The 13,185-nt window shown below is 62.8% G+C and carries 15 protein-coding genes; 10 read left to right on the forward strand and 5 right to left on the reverse strand.

Annotation, left to right across the window (positions count from 1 at the left end; genetic code table 11):
* Window positions 1-18 precede the first annotated feature (18 nt).
* Entirely contained in the window at window positions 19-573 is a 555-nt protein-coding gene (locus tag MAXJ12_RS13065; RefSeq protein ID WP_040586220.1) for a PQQ-dependent catabolism-associated CXXCW motif protein, read from the forward strand.
* Window positions 574-608: 35 nt separating this feature from the next.
* On the opposite strand, the gene MAXJ12_RS38050 is transcribed toward MAXJ12_RS13065, so the two are convergent.
* Window positions 609-932, reverse strand: a complete 324-nt coding sequence (locus MAXJ12_RS38050) for a hypothetical protein (RefSeq protein WP_162097492.1) — start codon at window positions 930-932, stop codon at window positions 609-611.
* Between the two features lie 47 nt (window positions 933-979).
* On the opposite strand from MAXJ12_RS38050, the gene pqqB reads away from it, so the two are divergent.
* From pqqB to pqqE, 4 genes are read left to right on the forward strand one after another with little or no spacing between them, the layout of a single operon-like run.
* Window positions 980-1,915, forward strand: coding sequence for a pyrroloquinoline quinone biosynthesis protein PqqB (pqqB, locus tag MAXJ12_RS13070; RefSeq protein WP_008836359.1), 936 nt, complete (start codon window positions 980-982; stop codon window positions 1,913-1,915).
* The gene (gene pqqC, locus MAXJ12_RS13075; RefSeq protein ID WP_008836360.1) at window positions 1,912-2,667 is read left to right on the forward strand and encodes a pyrroloquinoline-quinone synthase PqqC; all 756 of its coding nucleotides are present in this window, start codon (window positions 1,912-1,914) and stop codon (window positions 2,665-2,667) included. Before pqqB ends, pqqC begins: the two co-directional genes overlap by 4 nt.
* The gene (pqqD, locus tag MAXJ12_RS13080; protein ID WP_008836361.1) at window positions 2,664-2,960 is read left to right on the forward strand and encodes a pyrroloquinoline quinone biosynthesis peptide chaperone PqqD; all 297 of its coding nucleotides are present in this window, start codon (window positions 2,664-2,666) and stop codon (window positions 2,958-2,960) included. Before pqqC ends, pqqD begins: the two co-directional genes overlap by 4 nt.
* Window positions 2,957-4,075 carry a pyrroloquinoline quinone biosynthesis protein PqqE gene (gene pqqE, locus MAXJ12_RS13085; RefSeq protein WP_008836362.1) on the forward strand — a complete coding sequence of 373 codons (1,119 nt, stop codon included), beginning with the start codon at window positions 2,957-2,959 and terminating at the stop codon, window positions 4,073-4,075. Before pqqD ends, pqqE begins: the two co-directional genes overlap by 4 nt.
* A 9-nt stretch (window positions 4,076-4,084) precedes the next feature.
* On the opposite strand, the gene folP is transcribed toward pqqE, so the two are convergent.
* Complete coding sequence (gene folP / locus MAXJ12_RS13090; RefSeq protein WP_008836363.1) at window positions 4,085-4,936, reverse strand: dihydropteroate synthase; 852 nt, start codon at window positions 4,934-4,936, stop codon at window positions 4,085-4,087.
* A 254-nt stretch (window positions 4,937-5,190) separates the two neighbouring features.
* Between folP and MAXJ12_RS13095 the strand changes: the two genes are divergently transcribed.
* Window positions 5,191-6,309, forward strand: a complete 1,119-nt coding sequence (locus MAXJ12_RS13095) for a mandelate racemase/muconate lactonizing enzyme family protein (RefSeq protein ID WP_008836364.1) — start codon at window positions 5,191-5,193, stop codon at window positions 6,307-6,309.
* Between the two features lie 9 nt (window positions 6,310-6,318).
* Here MAXJ12_RS13095 and MAXJ12_RS38820 read toward each other — a convergent pair whose 3' ends face one another.
* Window positions 6,319-6,489, reverse strand: coding sequence for a hypothetical protein (locus MAXJ12_RS38820; protein ID WP_008836365.1), 171 nt, complete (start codon window positions 6,487-6,489; stop codon window positions 6,319-6,321).
* Window positions 6,490-7,012: 523 nt separating this feature from the next.
* Between MAXJ12_RS38820 and MAXJ12_RS13105 the strand changes: the two genes are divergently transcribed.
* Together MAXJ12_RS13105 and MAXJ12_RS13110 are read left to right on the forward strand one after the other, a co-directional pair.
* Entirely contained in the window at window positions 7,013-7,447 is a 435-nt protein-coding gene (locus MAXJ12_RS13105; protein ID WP_008836367.1) for a CAP domain-containing protein, read from the forward strand.
* Between the two features lie 115 nt (window positions 7,448-7,562).
* The gene (locus MAXJ12_RS13110) at window positions 7,563-7,829 is read left to right on the forward strand and encodes a hypothetical protein (protein ID WP_008836368.1); all 267 of its coding nucleotides are present in this window, start codon (window positions 7,563-7,565) and stop codon (window positions 7,827-7,829) included.
* Window positions 7,830-7,902: 73 nt separating this feature from the next.
* On the opposite strand, the gene uxuA is transcribed toward MAXJ12_RS13110, so the two are convergent.
* Window positions 7,903-9,081 (reverse strand): mannonate dehydratase, encoded by a 1,179-nt coding sequence (gene uxuA, locus MAXJ12_RS13115; protein ID WP_008836369.1) that lies wholly within the window; start codon window positions 9,079-9,081, stop codon window positions 7,903-7,905.
* Window positions 9,078-10,553 carry a mannitol dehydrogenase family protein gene (locus MAXJ12_RS13120; RefSeq protein ID WP_008836370.1) on the reverse strand — a complete coding sequence of 492 codons (1,476 nt, stop codon included), beginning with the start codon at window positions 10,551-10,553 and terminating at the stop codon, window positions 9,078-9,080. The genes uxuA and MAXJ12_RS13120 overlap by 4 nt, the downstream gene beginning before the upstream one ends.
* 187 nt (window positions 10,554-10,740) lie before the next feature.
* Here MAXJ12_RS13120 and uxaC point away from each other — a divergent pair, with 187 nt between their 5' ends.
* Entirely contained in the window at window positions 10,741-12,150 is a 1,410-nt protein-coding gene (gene uxaC / locus MAXJ12_RS13125) for a glucuronate isomerase (protein WP_008836371.1), read from the forward strand.
* Between the two features lie 31 nt (window positions 12,151-12,181).
* The gene (locus MAXJ12_RS13130; RefSeq protein ID WP_008836372.1) at window positions 12,182-13,159 is read left to right on the forward strand and encodes a TRAP transporter substrate-binding protein; all 978 of its coding nucleotides are present in this window, start codon (window positions 12,182-12,184) and stop codon (window positions 13,157-13,159) included.
* Window positions 13,160-13,185 lie beyond the last annotated feature (26 nt).

Genomic DNA, 13,185 nt, shown 5'->3' on the forward strand with positions numbered 1-13,185 from the left:
GGCGATGAAGAGAAGGAGATGAGGCCACCGTCGATATTGCTGCTCGCAGCGGGCATTCTGGGCTTGGCAGGACCGGCTTGCGCCGGTGGCGTCGAAGAGCCCGCCGGCTACCGGATGGACGAATACAGGGCGCCGGTGCCGGACACGCTGCAGGGAGCGACGGTGGTGTCGACGAGCGACGCCGAGGCGCTGTGGCGGGAGAAGAAAGCGGTTTTCTTCGATGTGATGCCGCAGGCGCCGAAGCCGGCCAATTTGCCGGCGGGAACGATATGGAAGGAGAAGGTCAGAAAGGATATTCCAGGCAGCGTGTGGCTGGCCAATGTGGGCTATGGCGCGATTTCGGCCGAAACCGCCGAATATTTTCGCCAGAGCCTCGCAGCCAACACCGGTTCGGACAAGTCGCGGACGATCCTGTTTTACTGCATGACCGACTGCTGGATGTCCTGGAATGCTGCCAAACGGGCGCTCGAATGGGGATACGATTCGGTGGTCTGGTACCCGCTCGGATCGGATGGTTGGGAAAGCGCCAACCTGCCGCTGGAAGAGAATACGCCCTACGTTGTGAACGATTGAAGCATGACCGCATTGAGTGAGACTGGGTGCAATTTCTACGTTGTTTTTGAATTTTCAGAACCAATCTTTTCATTAGTCCATTTTGAGACGTAATGGACGAGCCGCTGCATAACGGTGCCCAGCAGCGGTTGGATATCGACAGGATCGGTCCATTCGGGCCGGTGGAAAAGGAGGAACGGAATGAAGAAGATCTGGACAAAGCCGACCATGTGCCAGGTTGCTGCTGGCTTTGAAATCTCGCGGTACCTGCCTGCTGAAATTACTCCCAAGAAGTAGGCCGCGTCGGCGCGCGCCGCTGGCGACAGCGGCGCGCGCTGTCGATTTGAACTTAAGCGTAGCGTATCGGGCCGCGGTGGCATTAAGCTGTCGTGCTTATTGACGGCGCACTCGAAATTGGACTGTGGCGATGCGTCTGAAAATCGTCGGATCGGCGGCCGGCGGCGGTTTTCCCCAATGGAACTGCAATTACCGGCTGAGCCGTGCCGCCCGCGCCGGAAATGCCGGCATACGCGAGCGGACGCAATCGAGTCTCGCCGTCTCGACCGATGGCGTTGGCTGGGTTCTCTTCAACGCCTCCCCCGACATCCGCCAGCAGATCGCGCAGACCCCCGAACTGCAGCCGGCGGCTGACGCGCCATTGCGTTCGACGCCGATCCGCGCCGTCGTGCTCACCAATGCCGATGTTGATCATATCGCCGGGCTGCTCAGCCTGCGCGAGCGCCAGCCCTTTGCCATTTACGCCTCGGAACGCGTCCTCGCCGCGCTTGCAGCCAATCCCATCTTTAACGTGCTTGATCCGGCGGTCGTGCTGCGGCGCACCTTGCCTTCAGATGGGGAACTGGAGCTATGCGATGCCGACGGCCGGGGAACCGGCGTGACGATCGAAAGCTTCGCCGTGCCGGGAAAGGTGGCGCTTTATCTGGAGGATCCAGGCAGGCCGGAGGCAGATTACGGCTCCGAAGAGGGCGACACCGTCGCGGTGCGCATTTCAGGCGGCAACGGCCGCTCGGCTTTCTACATTCCCGGCTGCGCCAGGATTGACGAGGCGCTGCGGGAGCGGCTTGCCGACGCGGCCTGCCTGCTGTTCGACGGTACGGTCTATACCGACGACGAAATGATCACAGCCGGCGTCGGGCAGAAGACCGGCGCTCGCATGGGCCATCTGGCGATGTCCGGAGAAACGGGCTCGATCACAAGCCTCGCCGACATGAGGATCGGTCGCCGCATCTTTGTCCACATCAACAACACCAATCCCGTGCTCGATGAAAACTCAACCGAACACGCGGCAGTCCGAGAAGCCGGCTGGGAAGTCGCGCATGACGACATGGAGATAGAATTGTGAGCGATTTCCACGATGTCGCCAAGAACGGCCTGTCCACGGCGGAGCTTGAAGCCGTGCTGCGGCGGGTGGGCACGGAGCGCTATCACAATCGCCACCCGCTGCATCATCGGATGACCAGCGGCGGCATGTCCAAGGGCGAGTTGCAGGCGTGGGCGCTGAACCGCTACTGCTATCAGGCGGTAATCCCGCGCAAGGATGCAATCATCCTGGCGCGCGCCACTGATCCGGCCTTCCGCGCCGCCTGGCGCAAGCGTATCGAGGACCATGACGGCGAGGATGGTTGGAGCGGCGGCATCGCGCGCTGGCTGCATCTCGCCACATCGCTCGGCCTCGACGCCGAAGCGGTGAAAGGCGAAAACCTTGCCCTGCCCGCCACGCGCTTCGCCGTCGGCGCCTATTTTTCCTTCTGCGCCAATGCGACGCTGCTCGAAGCGGTCGCCTCGTCCCTCACCGAGCTGTTCTCGCCCGTCATCATAGGCGAGCGCGTGCCGGCCATGCTGGCCAAATACGAATACATCACAGAGGATACGCTTGCCTATTTCAGCCGGAGGCCGGAGCAGGCGTCGCGCGATTCCGATTTCGCCCTCGATTATGTGCTCCGCCACGCCGACACGCCGGAGCGCCAGCAGGCGGCGATCGATGCGCTGGTGCTGAAATGCGATATTCTCTGGGCGATGCTTGATGCGCTCCAACATGCCTATCAGGCCGGAAACATCCCGCCCGGCGCTTTCCGGCCCGAGCAGGAATCATGATCGAGGTGCGTCAAAGGGCGATCGTTTCACGGCAGTCGACGCCGTCATTGCCGAAACATGTGCGCATCCAGTTCGATCCGGTGCGGCAGGCCCATGCGGTTCTGTCTCCCGAAAAAGTATTCTGGCCGAACGAAATCAGTCTCGACATTCTGCGCCGCTGCGACGGTCGCACCGACATCGGCCACATCATCGCCGACCTTGCGGCGGAATATGGCGCCGAGGAGGACGAAATCGCCTCCGACGTGACCGCCTTCCTGCAAGAATGGGCGGACAAACTGCTGGTGAAGCTATGAGCGAACCGCTTCTCTCTCCGATCGGGATGCTGGCGGAACTGACACATCGCTGCCCGCTGCAATGTCCGTATTGCTCCAATCCGACCGAGCTTCTGAAAGCCAATCGCGAGATGGATACGCAAAGCTGGCTCGACCTGTTCGAGCAGGCGGCCGATCTCGGCGTTCTCCAGGTTCATCTCTCCGGCGGCGAGCCGACCCTGCGCAGGGATTTGGAACAGCTTATCGCCGGCCTTTCGGCGCGCGGCGTCTACACCAATTTGATCACGGCCGGGGTAGGCATCGCCGAAGGCCGCATCGAGGCGTTCGCCGAAGCCGGTCTCGATCATTTGCAACTGAGCTTCCAGGGCGCGCGGACGGTGACGACGGAGATGATCGGCAACCACCGCGGCAGCCACGAGAAGAAGCTTGAGACGGCGCGGCGAGCCCGCGCGGCCGGCCTGCCGCTCACCATCAACGCGCCGATCCACCGCCACAACATCGAGGAAGTGCCGGAATTCATCGAACTCGCTCTGTCGCTGGGCGCGGAGCGGCTCGAGATCGCCAACGTGCAGTATTCCGGCTGGGCGCTGACCAACCGCGACGCGCTGATGCCCGACCGCGCGGCGGTTGACTGCCAGGCCGAGATCGTCGAAGCCGCGCGCGAGCGGCTCACCGGCGTCATGAACATCGACTTCGTCACGCCCGACTATTTCGCAATCTATCCCAAGCCGTGCATGGGCGGCTGGGCGCGCGACGCCTTCATGGTGGCGCCGGACGGCATGGTGCTGCCCTGCCACGCCGCGCAGACGATCCCGTCGCTCAGCTTCGAGCGCTTCGGGGAGCGTACGCTCGCCGAGATCTGGATCGATTCGCCCGCCTTCAACGCCTTCCGCGGAACTGACTGGATGCAGGAGCCGTGCCGCGGCTGCGAGCGGCGGGAGATCGACTGGGGCGGCTGCCGCTGCCAGGCGATGGCGATCGCCGGCGATCCGGCCGCGACCGACCCGGCCTGCGTGAAATCGCCGATCCACGCGCGCATGGCGAATTTCATCGCGGCGGCCAATTCGACCGAAAGTGAACGGACACCCGAAAGCTTCGTCTATCGCCGCATAGGCGTGGTAACCGAACCGGCCTGATGCTAGGAGCTATCCGGCTCTTTCGCGCTCCAGAATGGCGTCGGCAAAGGCCAGCGCATCGCGGTTCATCGCCACGTTGTGCACGCGAAAAATGCTCGCGCCCTTCATCCTGAGAATGACGCTCGTGGCGGCGGTGCCGAGGTCGCGGGCCTCCCTGTCGCCGCCCGCCACATGGGCGATCAGGCGTTTTCGCGACGTGCCGACGAGCAGCGCAAACCCGAGCGCGTGCAACTCGCCGAAGCGGGCCATGAGCTGAAGGTTTTCTTCTCCATCCTTAGCGAAGCCGAACCCGGGGTCGAGCACGATGTGGCTATCCGGGATACCGGCGTCGCGCGCGATCTCCAGCGATCGTTCAAGGAAGAGAAACTGGTCGGCGATCACGTCGGGGAGCTTTTCGCGATCGCGGCCGGTATGCATGATGGCGAGGCCGGCGCCGCTCTCCGCCGCCACATGGGCGATGCCCGGCTCGCGCTGCAGGCCGTGCACGTCGTTGACGATATGCGCACCCGCCCGCACCGCGAGGCGCGCCGTCTCTTCCCGGTAGGTGTCGACCGAGATGATGCACCCTCCCCCCGCCAGCGCCTCGATCACTGGAATGATGCGTGCCTGTTCCTCGCGCGCCGAAACCGGCTCGGCGCCAGGCCGGGTCGATTCGCCGCCGACATCGATGATGCCAGCACCCTCGGCGATCATCTGGCGCGCATGGGCGAGCGCCGCCTCCGGCCTGTCGAACTCTCCGCCGTCCGAAAAGCTGTCAGGTGTGACATTCAGAATCCCCATCAGCAGCGCCTTCGCGCCGAGTTGGAGTTCCCTGCCGTGGGCGAGTTGCCAAACGGACGGAGCGAATGGTTTTGACGACATAAGCAGTGGCTCTCATAGATTTCGGCGAAACTTCCACCGGTACACGCTACAGCGAAGTTTCAGAGTTCACTACCGCATCCGCGAAATCCCTTGCCAGCGTGCAACCGGTTTGAATTTTGCGTCCGATTTGCCCTTCCTTTCGATGACCGCTAAGCAAAGACTGCGGGATCAAGCCGCTGACTATCCGAGCCCAAAGGCCGCAAATGCAAGCTGGCGCAAGCTGGCGTCGCACAGCACCCTAATGAGTTGCTCTCATGAAAATAACAGCCGTAGAACCATTCATCGTGCACCTGCCCGTGACCGGCAGTTCCATCTCCGACTCGACCCACAACATCACTCATTGGGGTGTGGTCGGCACCCGCATCGTCACCGACGGCGGCCTGATAGGCTACGGGTTCACGGGCACACATGCGCACCTGGCATCCGACCGCCTCATCACCTCCTGCATCAGCGGCTGCTACGCGCCGCTTCTGCTCGGCGAGGACGCCAATGATCGAACGAGGCTGTGGACCAAGCTGGCGCGCAGCCCTGCACTGCAATGGGTGGGCCGATCCGGCATCACGCAATTGGCGCTCGCAGCCGTGGATGTTGCACTGTGGGACCTCGCGGCCAAGCAGGCGCAGGCGCCGCTGTGGAAATATCTGGGAGGCGCGAGGACCGAGCGGCTGGAAGCCTACAACACCGATATTGGTTGGCTGTCCTACGACCTGCCGACCATGCTCGACCTCACCAGAAAAGCGGTCGAGGAGGACGGTTTCACACGCATCAAGATCAAGGTCGGCCATGCCGACCCCGCCGTCGACATTGCGCGTCTCGAAGCAGTGCGCCGCCAGGTTGGTCCGGACGTCCGCGTCGCCGTTGACGGCAACGGCAAATGGGATCTTCCGACTTGCAAGCGGTTCTGCGCCCGGGCCAGCGAACTTGATCTATTCTGGTTCGAGGAGCCGACCTGGTACGATGACGTCGGCGGGCATGCGCAGCTTGCTCGATCGACCAACATACCTGTTGCCCTTGGCGAGCAGCTTTACACCATCGATGCGTTCCGCAGCTTCATCGAGGCTGGGGCGGTGCATTACGTCCAGTCGGATGTCACGCGGCTCGGTGGGATAACCGAGTACGTACAGGTCGCCGACCTCGCACATGCTCACAGGCTGCCGGTGGCGCCGCATGCCGGCGAGATGAGCCAGGTGCATGTGCATCTGAGCTATTGGCACCCGGCCTCGACGATCCTCGAATATATTCCGTGGATCAAAGACCACTTCGAAGAGCCGATCGAAGTCCGGGAGGGCGTCTACAGCCTGCCGCAGCAGCCGGGCGCGAGCACTACGCTGCTGGCCGACAGCATGGCGTATTTCGGTAAAAGCCTGGCGTGATGCCGGCAATCACTCGTCGCTCTTGTCGTCCGATCCGTGGAAGAAGGATTCGATCTCTTCCATCTCCACGCTGCCGTCGCCATTCTCATCGATCGAATTGAAAATGCGACCGTGGAAATCCTGAACTTCCGCGAGCGACAGCGCACCGTCACTGTCGGCGTCCACGATGGCAAACATCATTCGCATTCCTGCGCCATGCATCATTCCGGATCGTATGCCCCGGCCTCTGCCCATTCCATGTTCGCTGCCGGTGCGGTCTCGTCGGGCGCCGTGGCGCCAACGGTCTCCACCACCACGGCGCTCTGCCCGATCTCCGCGCCGGCCCTGCGCCCGCGGCTCTTCCCGCATCATTTCCTGCATCATCTCGCGCATCATTTCTCGCATTGAGTCGGAGCTTTGCCCGCTCATGTCCGGCTGGGCGCCGGGGCTTTGTGGCGGGGTCGTAGGCGCAGGGGTCGTGTCGGTCTGGGCAAGCGCCGGCGCTATCAAGAACGTCAAAGCCGCAGCAACGGCCGCAAATCTGCTCAGCAGTGCCATCTTCTCCTCCTGTGTTGGATCCGTCTGCCGAGCATGTGCAACCCGCTGCGTCCCTCTTGGTTCCTGTCGACCCTGATCTCCTCGGCGGAACACATCCAGAGTTCTTGAGTTCCCCCCTCCATGTGGGGCAACATCTGAACAAGAGAATTTGCCGAGCGGGAACCGAATGAAAATCCTATGGATAGTTGCGGCGCTCGCCGTCCTGGTTTCTGGTTGCCAAAGCACGACACAGCTGGCGGCCACGAATGTCGATTTCGGCCCACAGGCCCTGACACTGATCAATTCCTACAGGACGAGCCGCGGACTTTCTCCCCTGGCCTCCAATGCCACGCTGCAGTCGCTGGCGAGACAGCATAGCCGGTATCAGGCGACCCGGAACGCCATCAGCCATGATGGATACCGGCAGAGATCTGCCCAGGCCAAGGCAGCCGGGCTGAGCGGAATATGCGCTGAAAATGTCGGCGTTAAATACAAGAATGCGCAGCACCTTTTCTCCGGATGGAAGAATTCCGGAGCCCACAACACGAATATGCTGAGGCCTAACCTGCGCCATGCAGGAGTTTCCGTCGTCGGGCGCTACGCGACTTTCTTCGCTTGTTGATCGAGCGACTGACTGAGCGGCAAAGCAGGTCGCCACTTCAGGATTCCAGGTCCATGGAACGCTTTTCAAGGCGGCGGGTTGAGGTTGCCGAAGGGCTTATGAACGGAGAACTGCCGTGTGCAACGGGCATTTCGACGAAGCCGATCTTACCGCGGTCGTGAAAGGCTGTACCCACAGCAGATCCGCGGGTTCGCTCCTATCGACTTCAAAAGCCATCGAAGAACTGAGGGTCATCTCGGGCGATTTCGTCACTTCGGACGAAGAAATGGCGGATGCCATAAGCAGGGTTGCGATTGCGCTGGGGTGCACCGTCGTGTTTGACGAGCAACCGGGCGCCGATACGCTGAGCTTGCCGTCCCAGCGTGCTGACGTGGCGGCTTAGGCACAGTTAGGACAGCTTCTCCGCCCTGCCGCATGCGGCGCCGAGGCCATTCTGAGCCAATGACGGCGATGGTTTAGACCCCCAGCGCCTCGATAGTACGCATCACGCCGCGCAATTCGGCTAGCCCTTTGAGACGGCCGATGCAGGAATAGCCGGGGTTCACCTTCTTGCCGATGTCGTCGACGATTGCGTGCCCATGGTCCGGGCGCATCGGCATCTCCCAGTCGGCGCGGCCCTCCGCCTTGCGGCGGCGCTCCTCGGCCATCAGCGCCTGAACGACAGCGACCATGTCGGTGTCGCCCTCCAGATGCTCGGCCTCGTGGAAGGAGCCGCCGGGCTCGTGCTTGACGTTGCGCAGATGTGCAAAATGGATGTTTGGCGCGAATTCCTTGGCCATGGCGACCAGGTCATTGTGCCGCCCCGCGCCGTAAGAGCCCGTGCAAAGCGTCAATCCGTTCGACGGCGACGGGCAGCCGGCGAGGATCGCCCGCGCATCTTCAGCGCTCGACACCACGCGCGGGAGGCCGAAGATCGGGAAAGGCGGATCGTCAGGGTGGATCGCCAGCCTGACGCCTTCTTCCTCGGCGACCGGCACGACTTCGCGCAGGAAAGCCATGAGATTGCCGCGGAAATCCTCGCGGGACATTTCGGCATATACGGCGAGCGCGCGGCGGAAACTGTCGCGATCGTAGATGAATTCGCGCGCCGGCACCCAGCCAATCAGGTTCTTTTCCAGCCGCGCTAGATCGCTTTCGCTCATCTTTGCTAGCCGCGCACGGGCCGCCTCGATGCGCTCGGCCGGATGTTGGGCTTCGGCGCCGGGGCGCTTCAGGACAAGAACGTCATAGGCGCAGAATTCGACCATATCGAAGCGCAGCGCCGTGCCGCCATGCGGCATCGGATAGTCGAGATCCGTGCGCGTCCAGTCGGTGATCGCCATGAAATTGTAGCAGACGGTTTCGATGCCGGCCGCGGCGACCGCCCGGATCGAGGCCTTGTAGTTCTCGATCAGTTCGCGATAGCGGCCGGTACGGGTCTTGATGTCCTCGTGGACAACGATGCTTTCGACCACGTCGAAGGTCAGTCCACTGGCTTCGATCTCGGCCTTGCGTTTGAAAACCTCATCCTGCGGCCAGGCGCGGCCGTCGTTCAGGTGGTGCAGCGCGCTGACCACGCCGACTGCGCCGGCCTGCCGGATATGGGAGAGCTTTACGAGGTCGTCGGGGCCGAACCATCGCCAGGTCTGTCTCAAGATCGAACTCCATCGAGTGAGGCCATCGCGGCCGTAGCGCCCTTGCCGCGCAGGGTTTCGAGATGCGCCGCCGTGATTTCCGTCAGCCGCCCGCGATGCGCCGACCCCTTGGCGAAGCCGGCGAGGTCGAATACAGCGTCCGCCGTTTGGCGTGCTGACAAGTTGCGTGAGAAAATCGCTGCAAGACCTTCATCCAGCGGGTCGGTGAAGTGGCTGGCGGGCAGCACATCTCCCCTCGCCTCGGCGGCGGCAATCCATGCAGCGACAGCGAGCATGAGGTGATCGGCGGAAGCGCCGGCGGCAACGCGCTCCAGTGCCGAGGCGACGATGCGCTGCGGCAGCTTTTGGCTGCCGTCATTGGCGATCTGCGCAGTGCGATGGGCGAGCGCTGTATTGGCGAAGCGTGCCGCGAGTTCGGCGGTATAGGCCTGCGGGTCCAGCCCCGCCCCTTGCGGCAGCGTCGGGATGGCTTCCGCCCAGAGGCCGTCGACGAATTTCCGGATGGCCGGATCGGCGAACGCCGCCGCCACCGTTTCATGGCCGCTCAGAAGGCCGAGATAGGCGATCGACGAATGCGAGCCGTTGAGGAGCCTGAGCTTCATGTCCTCGAAGGGCGTCACGTCGCGCACCATGGTGACGCCGAATCTTTCCCATGCCGGCCGGCCGGCCGGGAAATCGTCTTCGACCACCCATTGGCAGAATGGCTCGGTCATCACCGGCCAGGCGTCGGCAACGCCGAGTTCGGCGGCAACGCGGGCGCGGTCGGCCTCGGTGGTCGCCGGCACGATGCGGTCGACCATGCTCGACGGGAAAGCCACGTCGTCGCGGACGAAGCGCGCCAGGTCCGCGTCGCGCAATTCGGCGAACTGGATGAGAAGCCGGCGCAGCGTCGCGCCGTTGGCGGGAAGGTTGTCGCAGCAGAGCACTGTGAACGGCGGCGTTCCAGCAGCCCGGCGGCGAACCAGCGCTTCGAGCAGGAAGCCGTGTGCGGTCCTGGGCGCGCCGGGATTGGCGAGATCGGCGATGATGTCGGGATGCGAAGCGTCGAGATCGCCGGCGGCGTTGCGCAGATAGGCCTTTTCGGTGACCGTCAGGGTGACGATGCGGGTTCGCGGATCGGCCATGGCATCGAGCAGCGCCGACGGATTTTCCGGAGCCACGAGCAGCGACAGGATAGAGCCTACGACGCGCAGGCTCTCCTTCTCGCCGCTGCGCACGGCGAGAGTATAGAGCCCGTCTTGGGGATCGAGCGCGTCGCGCGTATCGCTGCTGCGCAGCGAAGCGCCGACAATGCCCCAGCCTGTTTCGCCGCTACCGAGGCAGTCGTCGACATAGGCGGCCTGGTGCGCGCGGTGGAAGGCGCCAACGCCGAGATGCACGATACCCGGAGTGATTTGGGCGCGGTCGTAGAAAGGTTTGAGAACGGTTGTGGGCAGGCGGCTCAGCGACCGGCTGGACAGGCGCTCAGTCATTCCGCTCCCCTTCCGCAATCGGCGCACGAATTGCCATGCTTACCCCTCCCGAAGCTCGAAATCGGCTCCGGGATTACACAAGCGCCGGAGCAAAGTCATCATACAAAAGTATATTTTTTGTATGTTGACATGACGCCGCTTGATCCATACCAAACTTCGGATGGTCAGGGAGGGCCTTCCAAGAAACATGAGCGCGTTGATCGACCCGGACCTGTTGTTTCCCGTCGAGGCAGGCGCGCGCCTGATCGCCCGGCAATTATATGCCGGCGTGGCCAAGCTGCCTATCATCAGCCCGCACGGCCATACCGATCCGCGCTGGTTTGCCGAGAACGCCAATTTTTCCGACCCGGCGCAGTTGCTCATCGTTCCCGATCATTATGTCTTCCGTATGCTGTTCAGCCAAGGCGTTCGGCTGGAGGAGCTCGGCGTTCCGAGCTTGGATGGTAGTTCGGTCGAGACCGACGGCCGAAAGATCTGGCGGCGTTTCGCCGAGAATTTCTTCCTCTTCCGAGGCACTCCCACCCGCCTCTGGTTCGACTATGTGCTTTCCGATGTGTTCGACATAACCGAGCCGTTGAGCGCCAGGACTGCCGACGCGCATTACGACCGCATTGCAGAACTGCTGGCCCGCGACGAATTCCGCCCGCGCGCGCTGTTCGAGCGCTTCAACATCGAGGCGATTGCCACCACAGAGGGCGCGCTCGACGATCTTCGCTGGCACAAGATGATCCGCGAAAGCGGCTGGGCCGGGCGCGTCGTCACCGCCTACCGGCCGGATGCGGTCATCGATCCCGACTTCGAAGGCTTTGCCGCCAATCTCGACCAGTTCGGCGAGATCACGGGCTGTGATACCGGCGCGTGGCGGGGCTATCTCGACGCCCATCGCGCGCGCCGCGCCTATTTCAAGAGTTTCGGCGCGACCTCGTCCGACCACGGCCACGCCACGGCAGAAACCGCCAATCTGTCGGATGCCGCGGCCGAGGAACTCTTTAACCGCATCCGCCGCGGCTCCTCCGAAGAGCGCGAACGCCGCCTCTTCCGCGCACAGATGCTGACCGAAATGGCCAAGATGAGCCTGGACGACGGCCTGGTGCTGCAGATCCATCCAGGCTCCTGGCGCAACCACTCGCCCGCAATCTACAAAAAATTTGGGCGCGACAAGGGCTTCGACATACCGACCCGGACCGATTATGTCAGCGCGCTGAAGCCGCTGCTCGACTGCGTAGGCACCGAACCCGATCTCACCGTCATTGTCTTCACGCTCGACGAAACCAGCTACGCGCGCGAACTTGCGCCTCTGGCCGGCGTCTATCCGGCGCTGAAGCTTGGCCCTGCCTGGTGGTTCCACGACAGCCCCGAGGGCATGCGCCGCTTCCGTGAGATGACGACCGAAACCGCCGGATTCTATAACACCGTCGGCTTCAATGACGACACAAGGGCATTCCCATCCATACCGGCACGCCACGACATTGCGCGCCGGGTCGATTGCGCATTCCTCGCACGCCTCGTGGCCGAGCATCGCCTGGCCGAAAGCGAGGCGCACGAGCTTGCGCAGGAACTGGCCTATGGGCTCGCAAAGCGCGCCTACAGGCTCTAGCCGAACACCAATATGCAAAAGGGAGGATACCATGTTGCATTTCACTAAATTCGCGGCGGCGACGTTCGCCGCGGCATCTCTCATGATCGGAGCGGCCAGCGCCCAGACCGTGCTGCGCTCGTCCGACACCCATCCGGACGGCTATCCGACCGTGGAAGCGGTCAAGTATTTCGGCGAACTCGTGAAGGAGCGCACCGAGGGCCGCTATTCGGTCGAAGTGTTCCACTCCGCCCAGCTTGGCGAGGAAAAGGACACGATCGAGCAGGTTCGTTCGGGCGTGATCGATCTGAACCGCGTCTCGATGGGCCCGTTCAACGGCCTCATTCCCGAGACCACGGTTCCGTCCCTGCCCTATATCTTCCGCTCGGTCGACCATATGCGCAAGGTGATGGACGGCGAGATCGGCGAGGAAATCTTGGCCGCGTTCGAGCCGCATGGCGTCATCGGCCTTGCGTTCTACGATGGCGGCGCGCGCTCGTTCTACAATTCCAAGAAGCCGATCGAGTCCAAAGAAGACCTGCAGGGCATGAAGTTCCGCGTCATGCAGTCCGACATCTTCGTCGACATGGTCAACGCGCTCGGCGCCAACGCCACGCCGATGCCCTATGGCGAAGTTTATTCCGGCATTGAGACGGGTGTCATCGACGGCGCGGAGAACAATTTTCCGAGCTACGATACCGCCAAGCATGCCGAAGTCGCCAAGTTCTATTCGCTCGATGAACACCTGATCGTGCCGGAAGTGCTGGTGATGGCCAAGTCGACCTGGGACAAGATGACGCCCGAGGATCAGGCGATCGTCAAGCAGGCTGCGAAGGACAGCGTCGCCAAGCAGCGCGAACTCTGGGACGCCAAGGAGAAGGAGTCCCGCGCCATCGTCGAGGCCTCCGGCAGCACGATCACGACGCCCGACAAGCAGCCCTTCATCGACGCGATGGGTCCGGTCTACGAGAAGCACGTGACCGATCCGAAGCTGAAGGATCTCGTCGAGCGCATCAAGGCCGTCCAATAAGCCTTTGAAACGGCGGGGGGGGGCGC

It is taken from the genome of Mesorhizobium alhagi CCNWXJ12-2 (assembly GCF_000236565.1).
GTDB classification, from domain to species: Bacteria; Pseudomonadota; Alphaproteobacteria; order Rhizobiales; family Rhizobiaceae; genus Allomesorhizobium; species Allomesorhizobium alhagi.